We start from the raw sequence: 19,411 nt of genomic DNA, 5'->3' as shown, positions 1-19,411 counted from the left end.
GAAAATTGCTGGAAAACGGCAGGTAGGCAGGGATTTTGTCTGGTAGTCCTTAACACCGTTACCAGGAAGAAATCTCGTTCATGAAAGCAGCGAGTTGTCCAGCCTCGTTGTCGCGCGTAAACGGGGAAGCGTCCCAGCCCCCAGCCTTAGTCAAAGGGAAATTGCCGGCCCGATGTGCCCGGATCGCGCCGGTAAGCCACGCGGCGACACCTTCAACCTCGCTCGGGGAGAACTGCCCCCCAGTGTAGCCACGGAGCAAATCTCGGGCTTCGCCGGGGGGAGAGATGGTCAGGATCGGGCGGTTTGTTGCTACGTATTCAAACAGTTTCGCGGGTACCACGCGCCCCGCGCCGGGCAGGTCGCTGAGGAGCAGGCACAGGGCCTCGCTCCCGCGCATGAGCCCCACTGCTTCGGAGTGGTCCAGATACGGGAGCTCGACGAGCCGGCACGGTAATGTGCGGAGGTCAGTTAGGAGCTGGGCTTGCGGCCCGGTTCGGCGCCCAGCGAACACGAGTTCGAGCCCGGCAACCAGTTCCGGCACGGTCGCGGCGATACGCTTCACCGCTTCGACGAGTGGGCCCACCGAAGTCAGGTTCCACAAGGTTCCGGTGTACGTCAGTCGGAACCGCCCGCCTTCCGCGCGCGCGGCCGGCTCGTGCGAGTCGAAGTCATCGGGGTCGAACCCGTTGTACACCCAGGCGGTCCGCGCGTGCCCCCCGGCCCGGCGGTTCATCGCGCCCAGGGCTTCCGCGCTGAACCGCGTGGTCGCAATCAGGCCCCGGGCGGCGCGAATGACCTTTCGCTGCATCCGGCCCTGAACGAACCGCGAGAGCGGGTCGAGGCGCTTGTTCTCCCAGTATTCGTTACTGATGGTCCATTCGTCTCGGTAGTCGAGGACGAGCGGCACTTTCGAGTTGCGCCCCAGCGCGGCCGCGAGGAGGAACGTCGAGAACGGCGGGCCGCTCGCGAGGATCGCGTCGTGCCGCACGCGGCGGAGCAACCGCTTCCCGTCGGCTAGGGCGCCGGGCATCCAGAGGATCTGCGGGTCGGGCTGAAGTACGAGAGTGGCGAGCCGACGCGCGGCACCGGTGAGAAACGTTTTGAGCCCGCCCCGGGCGCGCTTCTCCCCCTGCTGCCCGGCGGAAACGGACGCCTTCAGCGCGTACCCCGGTTCCCACGAGCGCGCCCGGGTGATAACGGTGCCGGGCGGGATGTCCTTCGCCAGACTGTCGTCGAAGAGGGGGACGGACGGGTTCGCGACGGTGAGGACCGAAACGTCCCAGCCGTGCCGGGGCAGGTACTTGACGAACTTCGTAACGCGCTGAACGCCGGCTCCCCCGACCGGCGGGAACGGGTAGGTGACGATCAGCACGCGCTTGCGCGGGGGCTGATCGGCAGGGTCGGCTGCCGGGGGCGTCGGGGGCGGGGCCACAGCCGTCATTTAGCCCACGCCTCCACGGTGGTGAAGTTGAGCTTCCGGTCGCGTGTGACGGCGATCAGCTCGGGCAGAATGTCGAGAACCTTCGTCTGGTCGTCGTGCAAGAGAACCAGGTCGCCACTCTCAAGCGGGCGGTCCCGGAACCAGCCCTCTACCTCGGCGGTGGTCCGGCGGACGGAGCAGTCCTTCGGGTCCACGTTCCAGAGCACGGTCGTCGTTCCCGCGCGCCAGAGCCGCCACATGTCTCCCACGGTTACCTTCCCACGGGGAGGTCGGTAAAGTGTGGGCGGCTTCCCCAGAATTCGGCCGATGGCTGCGGCCCCGTTGGTGACTTCCGCGGCGGCTTCGCGCCGGGAAAGGGACTCGCGCCGCGGGTGCGAATACGAGTGATTGCCGACGGCGTGCCCCTCGGCGGTCATTCGGCGGACCAGATCGGGGTACTTTTCGACTTCGCGCCCGATGAGAAAGAACGTGCCGGGCACGCGCAAGTCGCGTAACAGATCGAGCAGCCGGGGGGTGACTTCCGGGTGCGGTCCGTCGTCGAACGTGAGGCAGATCGAATCGGACTGACGCGGGCCTTGCGTCATGTAGACGCGGCGCGGCAAACTCGCCGCGAGACCGCGCCTGACGATTTGGCGGGACCACATGATCGGGCGGGGCGTCACGATCGCGTACTCCTCATCCCGGTGCATGGGCGGATGAATTGGTCGGTCAAAGGATGATATACGTTACGAATCGGGCTTCGGTCAGTCGTTTGTGGGCCTTCTAACAGGCTTTGACAGAACCTTGCTCTGCTGAAACCCTAACTGGTGGCGGTGGAAGCGGATCGATTCTGATCACGACCGGTCGGCGGATCTCGTGTTGTTCGTGGGTGGACGAAACAAGGGCCTCGACGCGCCGGTCTCCACAAGTGGACCAAACCAGTGGCCACGGCCACGATCGCTAACAGTCCGGAGGCGTGAGCGCCGGATGCCGCGGGGACACGAAGAGCGATTTGAGTCGCAGAATCGGGCACTCGATGAGGAACCAAGAGGCGCCCCCGGCGATCACCGCAACGGCGCACTTGGCCAAGAAACCCGTTACGGTATCGGGGTCGAAGCACCCCGGAGCGTACCGGACCGCGAGCTTGCCGAGAACGACCTCCGCCGGGCGCTGGAGCAGGTAGATGCCGTAACAAATAGTGCCGAGTCCTGTAAGTGGCGTCCATCGGAGCCAGCTGGTCGGAGCCGTGCCCCGACGGTGGATGGCCCAGGCTACGAGTACCCACATGGTGAATCCGACCACGGTGTACCCTGCGACTCGACCGAACCACGTGGTTCGGTCCAAACCGCCCGTGACGAAAACGCCTACGAACACAAGAGACACAATGGGCAGCAAAATCCCTGTCGCCCGTTTACCCGGTACCGCTGCGTACCCACGGAACGCGAGCGCGAGCAAGCCCCCGAGCGCTAGTGTATCGACCCGACTCAGCGTGAAGAGGTATTGGATGCGTTCGTTTTCGACCCACCAGATTGCAGTTGCGAGTCGGAAAGCCGGCGCAAAACACACTAATACCCAGAGTAGTAGGCGGAGACGGTAAACGGGGAGGGCCGCGACGAGGAGCGGAAAAGCGACATAGAACTGTTCCTCGATACACAGGCTCCAGGTTGGAGCGAGGACGTAAGCTGGCGCCGATCCGGTCAGGGCTTCGCGAAGGTTACCCAAGTACAAGAGGTACCACCACGCAGGCCCGGACTCTTGCACGAACTCACCGGGGTTCGTGGCCGCTTGAAGACGCGGGATCAGTATGTAGGCCGCGGCGACGAACAGAAAATAGAGAGGAAAGATGCGGAGCACGCGCCGCGCGTAGAAATTCTTGAAATACCCTGCGGAGCCGCGTGTGTCTAGCAGGATGCCAGTGATGAGGCACCCCGAAAGCACGAAGAAGAGGTCCACCCCAACCCATCCCAAGTGCGGGATCGCGGAGTGAGCGGCCAGTGGCCCAGACCGGGGCCAAAAATGGTGAACCATGACCGCGAGAATGGCCAGACCGCGGAATCCGTCAAACTCTCGGACGTAGCCTGATAGGGGCGAAGGAGAAGGGGATGAGTTCATTGCGTGGCTGCTCGCGTTGGTTCCATCAACCTTGTAATTTACACATCGAGAAAAGAATTCTTGTTTACGATTCGCGTAAATTCCGGCGTGACTGGCGGACTAGTGCGTATTGACGTTCCTGGTTTTGATCGCGCAGGGGCTAAATTGTCGAGGCGACTTCTGGCCGGAAGAGCGTTTTGCTCGCCACCGAAGGGTCTTTTTGGACGGCGGACTGAAACACTGCGCTGAGTTCCTGCGCGACGATCGCCTGAGTTCGGCCCGCTTGACTGGTCGGTTGTGCCGGGGGACGAGCGAGCACTTCGGCAATCGCGCTCGCGAGCTGGTTCGGGTCTCCCGGCTGGAACAGTCGGCTCGCGCCGAGGTGCGCGATCTCGGGCACCCCGCCGACGCGACTGGCGACGAACGGGGTGCCGCACGCCGACGCTTCTAACAGTACGTTCGGCACCCCTTCGGACCGACTGGGCAGTACGAGCATCGTCGTGGCCCGGAACCAGTCGGGCAAGCGGTCGTGCGGGATCGTACCGTGGAACCGGGTCCGGTCGGCGATTCCGCGGTCCGCGACTTGTCGTTCCAGGGTCGGGCGCAACGGACCTTTACCCACAATGTGGAGGTCGAACGCGGTGCCCTGTTTGGCGAGCAGGCCGCACGCTTCAATGAGGATGTCCGGCCCTTTGACCGGGACGAGATTGCCGACGTAGAGCAGCGCCGGCCGGTCCGGGTCGAGACCCACGCGCTGGCGCGCTTCGGACCGATTGCCGGGGAAGAAGACCTGGTGATCGACGCCGTTGTAAATGAGATGCACGCGATCGGGGTCGGTTCCGAATTCGAGCACCTTGGTCGCGAGATCGCGACTCACGGCCACGACGCGGTCGGCTCGTCGGAGCGCTTCAGCGGTTCCATGCAGGCGAGCGGGGTGCTTGTCGAGTTCGAGAACGTCCGATCCGTGAACCTTCAGCACGACCGGCAATCCGGCCTTGTGCCCGAGCCGAATCGCGGCCCAACCGTCCGGGTACGCCCAGGTCGCGAACACGACATCGGGGCAGAACTCGCGCACAACGCGGCGGAACGGCTTCGCGAGGGACCACTGGAAGAAGCGCCCGTAAGAGCCGCGCAGGACGCGCGGAAGGAACCACGACCGCGGGTACTCGACCGGCACCCCGTCCCATTCCGTGCGCCGACCGCGGGGCAGGGGGGGGCTCCCCGCGCGCCGGGCGGCGAGTTCGTCGGTCCACGCGATCGGCGAGATGACGGTGACTTGGTGCGCGCGAGAGAGTGCGCGCACTTGTTCGCGGTTGAACGTCGCTCGTTGCGGTTGGAACGGGTTCGGGTACAGGTTCGTGACCGTCAGAATCCGCATCGCATTTCCGTCCGGGCGCTTCTCGCGCGTCTACGTTTTGGTTGACTTGGCTCGTTTGTCGCGGCACGAGATCGGGGCGCGGTCGTTGAAACGACGGTGCCGGCGCGGGTGCTCTGGCGTCGCGGTAATAGTACGACGTCCCGTGCCCGAACCTTTCACGCGCCCCGCGATCACCGCGAAACTGGTGAGAACGCGTGCGTTTACCCATGCGGATTCGCGGCTGTGGTCGGTTCTGGAGACGCGCCGGTCGCGCGCGGAGTCGTGCGCACCACGACCCGGAGCTTCCCAGCGGCCGTCAGCGGGATGTCGGTGACGGGCGTCACGTCGATGGCGATCACGGGGCCGAGAACCTTTCGCAGTTCGGTATCGAGTCGATTCCGGCTCGCGTCGTCCCACCCCGAGCGGAGTACCACGCGAATTTCTACCCGCGCGTTCGATTCCTGGACCACCTGGAACCGTTCGATTGCCGGGAAGTCTTTGAGCAGGTGCGGGAAGAATTCGCCGGGCACACTCCGCCCGTCCGGGGTGTCGATCATGTCGAGTTGCCGGCCGACGACCTTCCGTAGGAGCGGGAGCCCGCGCCCGCACGAACATTCCGTGAATCCGGCCACCGCGCGATCGCCGTTAATGTACCGCACGAACGGCATGCCGTAGTTCGTCAGGTCGGTGACAACGACGTTCCCCTCTTCCCCGTCCGGGGTCGGGCGCCCCTGGTCGTCCACGACCTCGACCACGAGATTCTCGGTAGTGAGGTGCAGGCCCGTGTGCCGGTCGCACTCGCCCCCGATAATCATGAACTCGCGCGCGCCGTAGGTCTCGAACACCGAGGCGCGGAACACGCGCTCGATCAGCTCGCGCTGGAACGGGTAGATCTTCTCCGCGCCGACGATGATCGAGTGCGGCGAGTACGGCACCAGCTTTTGCTCTTCGAGGCCCTGTGCGAAGGCGTAGAGCGGGTTCGTGTAGGCGACTATGACGTCCGGGCGGAACCGGCTCAGCCGGCGGTGAAACTCGGGCACCTTCGCGCGGCTGAACTCGAACGAGTTGACTGTGATGCGGCGGTTGAGCCAGTCATAGATCCGGTCCTTTGTGCGCTGGCGCCAGGTCCGGTTCCCGAGGGCAACGCCCCAGAGGAAGAATTGCTTGGTTCCGGGGCCGGCGCCGGCCCAGTTGTACCCGCGGTACGTGGCGGCAACCCGGCGCTCGTGGCTCTCCATGTTCAGGTCGAACTGGAGGGGCACCCCACTCGACCCGCCGGTGGCCTTGGCGAGCATTTGCTGACCCGGAACTGCCACTCGCATCTCGGTGCGGTTGGTGCGGATCGCATCTTTGGTGAGGACGGGCCAGGCGCTGAAGTCGGCGAGGGTCTGAACCGCAACCGGCTTCAAACCGAGGCGGTCCCACTCGCGCCGGTAGTACGGGCACTTCTGGTAACTGTACTCGAGCAGCCGGCGCAGGGATTCGAGTTGCCGGCGCTCGAGCTCGGCGCGCGGGAGCCACTGCGTTTGTTCCAGCTCGCGCCAGTGACGAAACGTGTTCCGCCCTTTGACCGTCCCCTCGAACGGGCGGAGCACGAAATTACGATGGAGCCGGGCCAGCATCGTCGGGTTCTCGTGATGCAATACGGGTTTTATCGGTATTCAGTCAACTCTATCTCATTGGTCAAGGTACAGTTTCTCGTACTCTGCCACCATCTGGCGGACGTCGAAGTGCTTCTCGACGCGCCTCCGACCTGCATCGCCCATTTTCCGGCGGCGGGTTGGATCTTGCCAGAGTTCCAGAAGAGCTGCGGCGAGTGCTTCCGGATCCGAGGCGGGTACCAAAAGGCCGGTTTCATTTTCCGTGATGACCTCAGGGTTCCCGCCAACTCGGGTCGCGACAACTGGCAGGCCTGCTGCCATTGCTTCGAGAATGGTGAGCGAAATGCCCTCAGTCAGGGACGCCAATGTGAAACAGCTTGCCTGGGTTAACAGAGTCGGAATGTCGCTGATCTGACCGAGAAGTCGTACCGCGCCACCCAAATTCAGGTCGGTAACCTGTTGGCGGATATCGGGCATACATCTTCCATCCCCTGCAATTTCGAGACGGAACGTCGGGTCCGATCGAACGGCAATCGCGGCGGCGCGAACTAGGTTCGTAAAATCCTTCTCGGGGCTGAAACGGCCTACCGCAAGTACCGGGTTGTTGTGCTCCGGGGTAGCAGGTCGAAGCCTCGTAATGTCGATGCCGTTCAGTAGCGTTCGGATTCGTTTGGGAGCGACGCCTTCGGTTCGGGTGAGCCGGGCGCTGTCGTGCGAGACACAAACGACGCGATTCGCTGTTAAGGCCGCGAGACGGAACATGACGTTCTCGCGGCGGGACGATCCGAACCTCTGCCCGTGACGGGTGTGGATTATACGTTTGACTCGCGCCAAACTCGCCGCCAGTCCCGCATAAAGCAGCGGGCGCGTGTTGTGTGTGTGAACGATGTCCGCGCCCAGTTTGCGGAACAGTAGGCTGAGTCGAATGACAAGCCACGGATTCAACCCAGGCGCCAGTTCGAGTGATTCGACCGGCCACCCGAGTGCTTCGATCTCGTCTCCAACGGTCCCGTTTCTCCCTAAAGCAAGGAAAACGAGATCGAATCGATCCCGATCGCAGTGCCGCGCGAACTCGACGAGCAGTTTTTCCATCCCGCCCACTTCGAGCTGGCCGACGATGTGAACGACGCGAAGGGTGGGTTGTGGCATTACAATCACGTTCCTTACAAGATCGCGCATGAGATCCGAATCGCAATTTTAAGCTCAGTCGCGGCAAATTCTAGGTGACGCTCGTGCCGTCTATCAGTAGGTGTTGAGGGGGCACCTTAATTTTGCAGTAGTACTTAAGTGTGGCAGGAATCAGATCGTCGGCGGAGAATATGGTTTGCTAATGAATCAGTTGGTGTTTGCCTGTCATCAGTCTGCCTTGGAGAAGGCGCAATTGAAATTTGCATTTCACGCGCGGGAATCTCCGGCGAAACGATTGCTGCCCTCAGCTTTTCAAGCATTCGGGCTTATTGCGACACCGGTTCTCGTGAACTCCGGCAAGATTCCGAAAATGACTTTTTAAGTTGCTTTAAGAGCGGGGGGAGCCCGTTAGACGAGAAAAATATGCTCTGACACTAAGTTGACTCATAAAATTGGCATTGTCGGTTCCTCAAGCTATATCCCAGTAATCACGTGAATGGCCACCCAGATCTTCAGGGGTAGTTCGGCGCGTGACCGCGGGAACTCGCACCCGCACACTATCCCAGCTCGCGCGCCCGCTGTAGGGTGCCGGCAACAACCAAGGCACATGTTTTTATGAAACGGAATTCTCCGTTCGGCCCTCGGCTTGAGGCACTTGAGTCTCGCGAGGTGCTCAATGCCGTAAATCTGACAAGTTTAGCGCTGTCGCAATCTGAAGTAAATTTGACGTGGGATCTCACGGGTACAGCGGACACGGCTGTGGTGGTCGAGCGCGCCGCGAAATCAACGGGCACGTTTCAAACGTTGACTGTCCTACCGTCCAACGAGAACACGTTTACCGACACCAGCGGCTGGGCCGGAACGGCCTACAACTACCGTGTACGAACCCTCACCGCGGCCGGTCCGACGCCCTACACCGCAGTGACAGTAGCGACTACCCAGTCCGTGCCATCCGGTGCATTAGCTCAGGTCACCACCCTCCGCGCGGTGGCTACCTCTTCAACCACAGCGGCCGTCTCGTTTACGGATCCAAATACCAGTGACACTAAGCGTGGATACATACTGGAGCGATCGGCTGACGGAGTGTCATATCAAGTAATTAAATCACTCCTTACTTCGACGACGTGGGTGGATAAGGGACTCACACCGGGGGCGACTTATTCCTACCGGGTTCGCGGTTACTCTTGGAACGCGCCGACCTCCGACTACTCAGCCCCGGCCGCGGTAACACTGTCTGCACACGCGGCCGGAATCCCACGCGAACCGTCGGCGCTTGGGGCGGTTGCGAACGCGGCGACGTCTGTTACGATTTCCTGGACGAATAACGACTCGGCGGGTACCCGGTTTAAAGTTGAACGCGCGGTGTACGACCCCTACCACACAATGACTTGGACTCAGATCGGCTTGACGGCGCCGGGGGTGGCATCGTTTACCGATACCGGAACGGCGGCCGAGCGCGCGTATGTGTACCGGGTGCGGGCGACGAGCGGCGCGGGCGATTCGGGTTACGCTACGCCGTCAAGCGAAGTGATGTACTCGATTTTCGGGACGGAGATTGGTGTGGTTACCCCAAGTGCCGGGACCGGAGCGGCCCGCGTGTACGACATCGGGCCGGGCCAAAAATATCAGAAAATCGCCGATCTGGATTGGAGCAAACTCGGGCCGGGGGATACGGTCAACATCCACTATAAGGCGGGCGGCTACCACGAGCTGTTTCAGATCTCGACGCGGGGAACGGCGAGCGCCGGGATTACCATCAACGGAATTCCCGACCCGGTGACAGGGGCTTTGCCCGTTATTGATGGCTATCAGGCCGTTCTTGCGCCGCAGTTTGTCAACAGCTACGCTGCGCTCAGTGGGGCCGGCGCAGTGGTTGTGGGCGTCCGGCCCGGCTACGCGGTCGGTTACAAACCAGGGTACATTACGATCCAGAATCTCCAGATCCAAAATGCGTACCAGGGGAATGCGGATAACACGTTTACCGATTACAACGGAACGAAAAAAGTATATGGGCGAGTCGGTGCGGGCATCTACTTGGAGCGGGCCGAAAATGTCACGATCAAGGGCTGTACCATCAATGATAACGGGCAAGGGGTGTATGGTGCGGGCCAATCTGGGTTCGATCGCCTGATGATGGGCGTCACCCTTGATGGGAATTATATCTACGGAAACGGGAATATCGGGAGCGATCGTCAGCATAATACTTATCTTGAGGGTGTTGATACTTTATACCAGAATAATCGGTATGGCCCGCTCCGATCAGGAGCTCTCGGCGCGGGTTTAAAGGACCGTTCGGCTGGGCTCGTTATCCGGAATAATTATATCGAGGGCGGCGCGCACCAGCTCCAGCTCCCGGAAGCCGATAATCAATTCGATTTGGCCATCACTCTTGCTAAATATCATCAGGCGTTTGTATACGGAAATACGCTCGTCGCTCCGCCCGGGAACGCCGCGTCGATTGTGTATTATGGTGGGGACGGCGGGTTGACCCCGCTATATCGGAAGGGAGTGTTGTCGCTATATAATAATACACTGGTGACTCGGTCGGATCTGTCCCAGGTTTATAAAATCATCGCTGTTAAACTGGCCACTAACGGCGAGACCGTGGACGCGCGGAACAATATTTTCGCTACTGTCCCAAGTACCCCTGGCGCTAAATCACCTTATTTTAACTTGGTGACTGAAAACAACAACGCGTATTTCGGGCGAAACTGGGTGCCTTCAAATTACGCGCTTTCGTTCTTGACTTTTTCCGGGCACGCGAGTGGAACTCAAAACCTTATCGTCGGCTCGTCCGGTGATCCCGGTTTCGTGTCTCCGGGCAATGGGGACTATCATCTCAAAGCGACTTCGACTGCAATCGACACCTCGGGTCAAATGGCGGGGGGGGCCTCAGCACACCCAGTTGATCGCGAGTACCTCGACCCCCGTACGAGTCGCCCCCGATTGGTTGCTGGGAAGGCTTTGGATCTCGGGGCGTTTGAGTATAGCGGCAGTGTGACCAGTGGAGGGACGGTCGTCGAGAACGTGCCTTCGGTCGCAAAGTTTGGCATTTCGGCTCCGGCGGCAGCAACCGCGGGTTCGTCGTTCACCATTACTGTATCCGCTCTTACAAGCAATGGGACCGCTGCGACGGGGTATCGTGGTGCGGTGCGGTTCACGAGTAGCGATGTTCTGGCCGGGCTTCCGGCGGACTACACATTTACGGCAGCCGATGCCGGCGTCCACACGTTTACGATCACGCTTCGGACCGCGGGCTCGCGCTCCATCAACTTGGTCGATAAGGCGTCGGCGGCACTAGTCGGTAGCGCCACACTCTCGGTTGCCGCAGTCGGCCTTCCGTACGCAGTGGGAACGGATGCTGGCCCGGTGGCAACGGTTACCCTTTTTAATCCGGACGGCTCGGTTCGGTTCCGTGTTCGACCGTTCGGTGACAATTACACGGGCGGCGCCAGTGTAGCGACCGGCGACGTGACCGGGGACGGGGTCGCCGATGTGGTCGTCGGGTCGAACGGGGGCATGTACTCGCAAGCCGTAATCGTTGATGGTGCAACCGGGAAAGTACGGCCGGAAAAATTCCTTGGCGCGAACTATACTTACGGTCGGGTGTCGGTTGCGGTTGGGGACGTAACGGGCGACGGAATTGCAGATATTGCAATGGGAACTGACGAGAGCGGGCCGCACGTGCGGGTGTACCGCGGTGGAGACTACGCCAAGTTGACCGAATTTTCGGCCGGTCCGTCGACCGGCTATTGGGGTCAAACCCGAGTCGCTCTCGGTGACCTCGACGCGGACGGTAAAGCGGACCTCGTGGTCTCCGGGCTTTACGCAACGGGCACGACCGTGTCCGGTTTTGCCGGCACTTCGCTCCGGACGGGCAGCACTCCCGCCGCGCTGTTCAGCACCTTTTCGCCCGGCTCTGCTATGGGGAAGGGGGTGTTCCTCGCAATCGGAGATGTCGATTCTGATGGGTACGGCGACCTCGTTCTAGGTGCGGGGGAGTGGGGGAACGGACGGATCGTCGTGTATTCTGGCAAGTCGCTCGTGCGGACTAACACCAGGACGGTGCTCGCGGAGTTCTTGCCACCAAACGCCGACCTTGTGGGAGGTACTCGAGTGGCGACCCGAGATGTTAATGGCGATGGAAAATCTGACATCCTGACGACATCAGGTGATCGCTTGATCGCTTTCGCAGGTGGAAATCTCCCTCCCGTCGGCACCCTGCCGCCGGTCCTTCGGGTGTCTGACCCGTACCCCGAGTACGCGGGCAAGGTTTGGGTGGGTTAATGGTGGCTGCGGATGGATTGTTGGGTATTGACTGTATGGTGCCTGGGGGGCGTTTATCCGCCCGTTCCCCCGCGTGAGCAACTGATCCCTCCACTGGTACGTCGCGGATTTCCGGTGGATGCACAACCTCACGGTCGCCGTTCCGGGTGCGGTCCGCATGCTCCTCGGGCTGCTGATTTTTACCCCAAGGGCCTCATGGGCTACGCTACTTCTTGCTCCGCAGGCGTTTAATGATTGGGAAGGCAAGTTCTTTGAGCAGAGAGGTAACGTAGAGCCGCCAGACGGTAGCGTTCCATTTTTGGGTTGGGTCGATTGCCACGGCGGCTCGGATGGCGCCAAGGTCTTCGCGGAAGGACCAGGATGCGCATCGGGTCGCGGCGATCAGATCCTGGGCTCGGTGGCGCCGATTGTGAATGTCGGAGGTGGCGATCGCCAGTCGTTGGGTGGTGCGGCGATAGATATCGAGATACTGGCGAGCGATCTCGGATTGTTGGAACTCCTTGAGGACAAACTCTCGACACTTGCGACCGCGCTCGATCATGCGAGCGCGGTCGGACATGGTGTTCAGAAGTAATTGGCCGATGCCGGCAGCGTCGAGGTCGGGTGAGTACAACGTCCCGCCGTATTCTTCGCGGACGCCTTCGTCGACGCCGACAACGCGAGCCGCAACGACGGGGCAGCCGCAGGCTTGAGCTTCGATCAACGCGAATGAGAGGCCTTCGTAGCGGGCAGTCGAGAGAACGCACCCGCCACTGGCGGCGACGTCGCGATAGAAGCCCGGCATGCGATCGCGCGAGAGACCGTCCCAGAAATCGACGTAGGGGGAGATGCGGTCGCGGAGTGACGGCGGGACAGCGTTCGGGCCTTCGGGGTCGGCGACCCAGATTCGGACGCCCGCCTGGTGCAGTGCGGGAACAATATCGGCGAACAGATCGAAGCGTTTCTGTTCAAAGTCGGAGGCCCGGCCGACCCAGGCGACGATGGGAGCCCCGCCAATGTATTCAGTGGGCTGGAAAACAGAAGTGTCAATGCCGTTGTAGATGACTTCGACCTCAAGGTCGGTCAAGCTTTCTAGTTCGGTAGCCTGTTTGGTGTTCACGTTAGTCAGTGCGAAGCAGTTTTTGGAATGCCAGCCCGGAATGACGACACCCTGTCCGGTCACGATGAGGCGCCCTCTCCAGCCAATGCGGTGGAGCTTTTTGGGCAGGGATACGCTAGCCGAGGACAGCGTAGTGTGGATGACATCGACAGGGCGTTCCCGCAGGAGTTGACTGAGCGGATTGATGGAGCCGAGGTGGGCGGGAGTGGAGCGTGAGAGGCGGGTAAAATCACCTTCGTCGCGTTCAAAGAACGCCGCACAATCGACGCCGGCTTCCTTCAACGCGATGCACATGCTCTGAATGAACGTACTTATCCCCCCCGGGGCGCACCGCTCCTGATAAAACAACACTCTCATAGGATTGATGAACCTCTTAGCGGCATGATGCGCGAATTTGCCCTGTACTCAGATGTTCCGGAGACAAGGATATCACTTCTTCAGAAACCGTTTCCGGACCGACCGGAGGGCGGCGCGAGGAAATTCACGGAGGAGACTGCCGATTGTGGGGCGGGTATTCATGTGCTCTACTTCCCAGAGCGCGGGATGGACGATCGATAGCGGATGGCCGGCGAATTTAGCCCGAGTTGCAACGAGACCGGGCATACTGTCTAAAATAGTTGCATCCACGTACAGAAACATATTCTGACGGTAGTGGACCTGGACCCGGTCGTTTTCCCAGATCAGCGGACGGAAGCAGTCGACCAACTCGTAGCGACATTTTAGAAATTGATCTCGCCAGTACACCTGCCACTGTTCGTTGATGTGGTTAGTGCCGCCTTGGCCGGGTATGGCGGCAGAGAAGAGGACGGCGCCCCCAATCGCGACGAGGCTGGAGACGAATCCTTCGGCAGAGCTCTCCGGGAGGTGTTCGGCGACCTCGAGGCAGACGACCAAGTCGAACGAGCGGTCGAGTTTGAATGGCTTATTGAGGTCAATTGGGCGGAATTTGTCCTCTGCGATTAGCCGATGGGATCTGTCGATGTAGTCCACGTCGATACCCATGATGTCGGTCACGCCGTTTTCCGCGAAAACGGCGAGCCAAGCACCGAGGCCGCAGCCAACATCAACGACGCTTTTGGGGTGGATGAGGTCGAGCACCATAGGAACGATAACGTGGGCCGACTGCCGCGATCCGGCGACATGGTCGCTGAAGAATTTCTCGGAATAGACGCGGTCTTCCATTGGTCTCAGACCTCGCATGCCGTGAGTTGGTGCCTGCCGGAATCAGCTCGCGGCGGAGTGATTGTACGGGCTGGCGGGCGGGCAGAGCCAACTCGCATTTGGGGCCGAAAACATTTTCGGCCAAGGTTTTACCTCGACACCCGCCACCCGCTTGTAGCCCTCAAGAAAACTGGGCGTGCGTTGTGCCGAGCGGCCATCGCCGGTCGCGTATCGGCAGACCGCTGTCTTGGAGCTAAATCAGTGCTCCAACTGGCCAGCCAACTGAATGCCCCTGAGGCCGACATCTACTGGGGGACGCGCAGCGGTGGGTTGGAGCGTCCCTCGCCCTCAATTTCGGACCCTCCGCGATTCCGAGCTTTCAGACGCAGGAACGGTCGCTCGATCAGGTAATGGCACGCGGTGGCCGCGGCGACAGACAGCGCGAGGTTAACTGGCCAACGCGCGACCCAAGCGTCAGAGTGCGGGTTCAGGAATGGCCCTTGCCAGAGGTAGAGCGAGTAGGAGAGGGTACCAATCCATACGAGCGGGCGGAATTCCAAGAGGCGGGTGACTCGGCTGTGAGCGTTGGCGACGGCCGCGAGAGTTACCAAGGCAACGAATCCGGCGACGAGGGGGCGCGCGATAGTGATCGCCACCTTGCCCGATAGGGAGCTCGCGACGAGTGACAGGATGATCCCGCAGACGCCGACCAGAAACAGGCCAGTAGCCCGCCGTCCGGCCCAGGCCAAGACGGTCGGCCCGGCCCGACCTGTCAGTAGATAGGCGAGCAAGCATCCGACAGCCAGTGTGTCCATTCGTGCGGGCGTTGCGAAATCGATGTCGAGTCTATCTCGGAGAGTCAGCCATAGGACGTAGCGTATGGCCGGGGAGGATGCGACGACGACAACGAGAAGAAATCCAGCCGCCCGGCGCCCGAAAAGAACGAGCGCGAACGGCCAGAGGAGATAGAAATGTTCCTCCACGGACAAGCTCCAAAGGTGGCCAATTGGCCACCTTTCGTCTAGCCTGGGGAGGAAATTGACAGTGTATGTCAGCGATGCCACCCAGTCCGACCCGGTTAGGGCGTAGACGCCAAGATAACTGAGGAGAGCAACGACGAGCAGGTAACTAAGGTACGCTGGGATGATCCGTAGAACTCGCCGCCGCCAGAAGCCCCAGAGGGAAATCTGACCGGTCCGCCCGCTCTCCCGGAAGAGGAGGAGGGTAATGAGAAAGCCACTGATGACGAAGAATACGTCTACCCCGATTGCCCCGTGCCGGGAGATTAAATCCGGGCGAGGTAGATTCAACCCTTTTGTTTTGGCGAGGTGACTTGCGTAAACGAGGGAGATGGAAATGGCTCTTAACCCATCAAGGCCGGGAACGCGACCTGATGAGAGAGGCAGGGCGGGAGTAGTGTACAAAGATGGCACAGAGGCGGATTTTATTGCTCGATTCAGCAGAGTCAATAGATCCGAGCGAATGCGATCTGCCACTACAAGTGGATCGACACAGACCGAACACCAGGGTCAACGCATCTAATCGGCTTTGAATCCCTGTAGAACCTGTTTGAGGTAATCCTGATCCCAGGAGGCATTGAGCCTCTTGGCCTTGATGCTGCCCTTGTCCTGCTTGAGGAGCGAGGCGGCGACCCGCCGGATTACGCCCAGGTTGGCCCCGGCGTTCGTGTCCCGCGTCCGGTTCTCGTCCTCTCGGAACGCGACGTCGAGGCACCAGTGCAACCCGTTCTAGACGCCCCAATGGCCCCGGATGTAGCCGGCCAACTCCTGCGCCGGGCTGCGCAAACTGGTGATGTAGAAGTGCGCCGAGTGGGTGTTCTTGCCGTTCACCTCGCGCTCCCGACCGACCATCACCACCGCGCCCACGTCCACCCCACTCCTTCGGCAACCCTTCGGGGTCGCGGATCACGGTCACATACCGCTCCTCGTGTCGCCCGTGACCATCCTCCACCGACGAGACCATCTCGCATCCGGCGAACTCCGCGTCGCCCGCCAGCTCGAAGGCCGCGACAACGGCTCGGTGCAACGCCTGCTGGTTCCCCTTCACCGTCACCAGGTAGTCATCGCCTTGCTCACGGATCTGCCCGATGATCGCCTTCTGGCAAAAGGCCGCGTCGATCGTCACCAGCGCGCCTTTGAGGTCCAGCACCTTCAGCAGCGCGGGCAGGGCCGCGATCTCGTTGGACCCGTCCGCCACCGCCACTTGGCCCAGGAACAAGTTGTTCTCCACGGCCCAGGCGTTGACCAGGTGCAGGCAACCGCTGAACGTATCCCCGGGTGCCGCCCGGCACGCCTTCCCGTCGATCGCGATGGGTCGCAACCCCGCGTCCTCGCACAGGTCCGTCATCCACCGAGCGAAGCACGCCGAGAACTGATCCCGGTCCAACACCGAGAGCACCCGGTTGAAGGTGTCGTGACTGGGGATCCCGTTGGGCAACGTCAGGAACGTCTTGAGCCAGTCCTCGCGGGCGTCCCCGAAACGCTCGATCTCCTCGAAACTGTCGGCCCCGCAGATGACCGCCACAGGGTGACAACCAGGATATCTAGGTGTTACGCAGTGCGGTGGTTTGGGAAGCCAATGTGGGGTCGTGTCAGGTAGTCTCGCACGGCCTCACGAATGATCGCGGTTTTGGCTTCGACCCAACTGATGCCCGTCGCAAAACAATGCGCGCCTCGAACCGTAGGAACGCGCGCAGGGCCAACCCGATGTGGTTGCGGCTGGGCGCGGGCCGTTCGGCACTGACACCGCTCGATCCCGGTGCATTGCTTGATCCCCGGTGGTAGTGCTCGATGGCCCAACTGAACTCGGCGAGTTGCACCCGGGTCAGGTCCGTCATCCCCAGATCGTTGGTGGCCCAATACGCGGTGCCCCGTCTGGGGTGGCAATCCCGAATACCTTGACCAACCCGAATCCGGTGAGCCACACGTCCGTGCCGGTCGCCGCGATGGTCGTGTGCTCCAGCGCCCGTGTGCCCTCTCGATCCTTGTTCACGAGCCGGTTCGACTTGAGCCGGGTGAGCTACACCCACCCGCAGTTGCGGATCAGTTTCAGATTATCCAGGCTGCTGTACCACCCGTCGAACACGACGCCCCGGGGCTTGAAGCCCCGGGAGCGCCCCGGATCATGTCCCCGAAGTGGTCGTTCTTGGTGCGCGCGTCGGCGTCCTTGTTGTAGATCCGGTAGTCGCACGGGATGTGTCGGTCCCCGTCGGTCCACAGCAGGGACACTAGGTTGATCCCCGAACGACCGCGTGGTGCTTGCCGGACCAGTGCCGGGTGACCAGTTCGATGGCTCGGGCGTAGGGCTTGTCCAGGGTCGAATCGTCCACAACCAGCACCCCGTCGTCGCGCCGGACCTGGGTTCGTGCTTCGGCCCAGAGGGGTTGACCTTCCCAGGTTTGGTGGAGTCCGAGTTAGCGGTGTACACTCAGAGCGAGGAGTTCACCGATGCCCCGTCCCCGAACGACATACACGGCCGAGTACAAGCTCGCGGCCGTCAAGATGATCACCGACCAGAAGCTCTCCGTCGCCGAGGTGGCGCGCCGACTCGATGTCTCAGAGACGCTGCTCCGCGCTGGCGCAAGGCGGTTCTCGCCGGTGGCGGCGCGCCCTTTCCCGGTCACGGCAACCCGGCACCGGCCGACGACGAGGTGCGCCGCCCGCGCCGAGAACGCGCGACTCAAGGCCGAGCGGGATCTGCTAAAAAAGCTATGCCGGCAAGCCTGACTGGCGGGCCAGGTTTTCCAGGCTTTGAGGTAGCTGGCGGGATCGCGTCGGAACTGCCGCTGTTGGGTCCGGGCCGCTTCACGAAACCCGAGCTCCTCTCGCAACTCGCGCCAGGCGAGCACCGACGTCGGTGCCAACTCCTCGGCCGTCGCCTCGCCCAGCCGCGTCATCAGCCCGGCCACCAGCCGCACGCTCCCCGCACGACCAGCCCCGGCGACGCCACTTTCCGACCGCTGCACCGCCGCTCGTGGTGCCGGTGGCCCCGAACAGTTGCTCCAGGTCGTTGTTGGTCCGCGGCAGGTCCCCACGTCGTAGGTGTGGAACAAGCCCGGCTCGTAACTGCGGCTCACCTTCACGAAGTGATCCAGCGGCTCGGACAGGTCGGGGCGCTGTCGGCTCATCGCGTCCATCTCCCGGACCCGTTCGTCCCACCGCGCGGACCCCGGCCCCGGTCCGGCCGTCGTAGTTCGAGAGCTCGTGGGCGACCCGGTACACCCGATCGAACAGCTCCTTCACCGGCGCGAACAGTGCCGCCGTCCCTTCGAGCCCGCGTGTGATCATTCCGTGCAACCGGGTCAGCTCCCGGCCCGCCCCTTTTCCCCGCCCAGCTTCTTCAGGCTCCCCGCCACCGCGTCGAGCCGCCCGCGCAGCCGCAGCCCGGCCGAGTCCAGCGGCGGACGCCCGTCGTCGGTCAGCGCTGCGGACCGCGGAACAGTACCCGCGCACGACCTCCGCCTCCGCATCGCTCCGGTCCTCGACTCGACGCTCGACCTCGCGCACCCCGCGGACGCGCTTCTTGAGCTCCTTCTTGGCGTGCCGGTCGGCCTCGTAAACCGGCCCGGCCGCCTCCCGCAGGTAGTGGAACTGGCACAACTGGTGCGGCACTCCGGGCAGCTGCTTGGGCCACCGCGTTGCGGATCGAGTGCTGCCCGTCGGACACGACCCCGGCGATCGGCACCCCGACGGCTTCGGCGGCCTGGGCCAGCAAGGCGGCCAGATCCGCCCGGCACGCCGACAGCAGCGACTTGGCCAGGACCACACGCCCGCTGAGCACGTCGCGGATCACCCACAGCACCTCGTGCCCGACGTCCGGCTGGAGCCCGTCGAGCGCGAGTAATACCCGCCCCTGCTTCTCGAACGCCGGGCGCATCCGGTCCGGGTTGGTGGCACCCAAGTGCGCAGCTCGTCGAACCGGTGGAGCAGGTTGGTGACCGTGCGAACTGACAGGGCCACACCGCGGGCAACGAGTTCGGCGTGGATCTCGGGCGCGGTCCGGTGCGCGGTGTACCGGCGGTTGCCGGCGTACGCGACGACGTCGAGCCCGAACTCGTGGTGCGGGAGGGCGATTCGGCCTTCGGCCTCGGGTCGGAACGGGACCGAATACAGGTCACACGGGCGGTGACGGCAGCGGCCGATGCGCAGTGTGTACCGGGCGACGCCGGCCAGCGTGGTGACGGTGCGGAAGTTGGAGTAGTCGAGGTACAGGTGATGCCCGCACGCCACACACGCGGTGGCGACCGG

The 19,411-nt window shown here is 62.2% G+C and carries 11 protein-coding genes and 3 pseudogenes; 2 read left to right on the top strand and 12 right to left on the bottom strand.

All coding sequences use genetic code 11. The annotated features are described in order from the left end of the window. Nucleotides 1-58: 58 nt before the first annotated feature. From J8F10_RS35085 to J8F10_RS35060, 6 genes are all read right to left on the bottom strand, one after another. Nucleotides 59-1,441 (bottom strand): glycosyltransferase, encoded by a 1,383-nt coding sequence (locus J8F10_RS35085; RefSeq protein WP_210662583.1) that lies wholly within the window; start codon nucleotides 1,439-1,441, stop codon nucleotides 59-61. Further along, nucleotides 1,438-2,103, bottom strand: coding sequence for a polysaccharide deacetylase family protein (locus tag J8F10_RS35080; RefSeq protein WP_210662581.1), 666 nt, complete (start codon nucleotides 2,101-2,103; stop codon nucleotides 1,438-1,440). Before J8F10_RS35080 ends, J8F10_RS35085 begins: the two co-directional genes overlap by 4 nt. Before the next feature lie 277 nt (nucleotides 2,104-2,380). Then, nucleotides 2,381-3,532, bottom strand: a complete 1,152-nt coding sequence (locus J8F10_RS35075) for an acyltransferase family protein (RefSeq protein ID WP_210662579.1) — start codon at nucleotides 3,530-3,532, stop codon at nucleotides 2,381-2,383. Between the two features lie 139 nt (nucleotides 3,533-3,671). Then, nucleotides 3,672-4,889: a glycosyltransferase family 4 protein gene (locus J8F10_RS35070; RefSeq protein WP_210662577.1), complete on the bottom strand. Its 1,218-nt coding sequence runs from the start codon at nucleotides 4,887-4,889 to the stop codon at nucleotides 3,672-3,674. A gap of 200 nt (nucleotides 4,890-5,089) precedes the next feature. Next, entirely contained in the window at nucleotides 5,090-6,490 is a 1,401-nt protein-coding gene (locus J8F10_RS35065; protein WP_210662574.1) for a phenylacetate--CoA ligase family protein, read from the bottom strand. Nucleotides 6,491-6,544: 54 nt separating this feature from the next. Next, nucleotides 6,545-7,648, bottom strand: coding sequence for a glycosyltransferase (locus tag J8F10_RS35060; RefSeq protein ID WP_210662572.1), 1,104 nt, complete (start codon nucleotides 7,646-7,648; stop codon nucleotides 6,545-6,547). 534 nt (nucleotides 7,649-8,182) lie between these two features. On the opposite strand from J8F10_RS35060, the gene J8F10_RS35055 reads away from it, so the two are divergent. Beyond that, nucleotides 8,183-11,884, top strand: a complete 3,702-nt coding sequence (locus tag J8F10_RS35055; protein WP_210662570.1) for an FG-GAP-like repeat-containing protein — start codon at nucleotides 8,183-8,185, stop codon at nucleotides 11,882-11,884. Between the two features lie 205 nt (nucleotides 11,885-12,089). Here J8F10_RS35055 and J8F10_RS35050 read toward each other — a convergent pair whose 3' ends face one another. The 5 genes and pseudogenes from J8F10_RS35050 to J8F10_RS41165 form a co-directional block, all read right to left on the bottom strand. Beyond that, nucleotides 12,090-13,277, bottom strand: a complete 1,188-nt coding sequence (locus tag J8F10_RS35050) for a glycosyltransferase family 4 protein (protein WP_210662568.1) — start codon at nucleotides 13,275-13,277, stop codon at nucleotides 12,090-12,092. A gap of 135 nt (nucleotides 13,278-13,412) precedes the next feature. Further along, nucleotides 13,413-14,165 (bottom strand): class I SAM-dependent methyltransferase, encoded by a 753-nt coding sequence (locus J8F10_RS35045; protein ID WP_210662566.1) that lies wholly within the window; start codon nucleotides 14,163-14,165, stop codon nucleotides 13,413-13,415. Nucleotides 14,166-14,449: 284 nt separating this feature from the next. Then, nucleotides 14,450-15,577 (bottom strand): acyltransferase family protein, encoded by a 1,128-nt coding sequence (locus J8F10_RS41035; RefSeq protein ID WP_390891160.1) that lies wholly within the window; start codon nucleotides 15,575-15,577, stop codon nucleotides 14,450-14,452. Beyond that, on the bottom strand, nucleotides 15,516-16,688 hold the full coding sequence (locus tag J8F10_RS35035; protein WP_210662562.1) for an ISAs1 family transposase: 1,173 nt from the start codon (nucleotides 16,686-16,688) through the stop codon (nucleotides 15,516-15,518). Before J8F10_RS35035 ends, J8F10_RS41035 begins: the two co-directional genes overlap by 62 nt. Nucleotides 16,689-16,714: 26 nt before the next feature. After that, nucleotides 16,715-17,544, bottom strand: a pseudogene (locus J8F10_RS41165) (IS701 family transposase); the annotation flags it as partial. Nucleotides 17,545-17,611: 67 nt separating this feature from the next. Between J8F10_RS41165 and J8F10_RS41030 the strand changes: the two are divergent. Beyond that, nucleotides 17,612-17,872 (top strand): annotated as a pseudogene (locus tag J8F10_RS41030) (transposase); the annotation flags it as partial. On the opposite strand, the pseudogene J8F10_RS35015 reads toward J8F10_RS41030, so the two are convergent. After that, a pseudogene (locus tag J8F10_RS35015) lies at nucleotides 17,873-19,375 on the bottom strand (ISNCY family transposase). Between the last annotated feature and the right edge of the window lie 36 nt (nucleotides 19,376-19,411).

Source organism: Gemmata palustris, from assembly GCF_017939745.1.
Lineage (GTDB): Bacteria > Planctomycetota > Planctomycetia > Gemmatales > Gemmataceae > Gemmata > Gemmata palustris.
The sequence above is the reverse complement of the archived record's forward strand: the minus strand, read 5'-3'. Positions and strand labels throughout refer to the sequence as shown.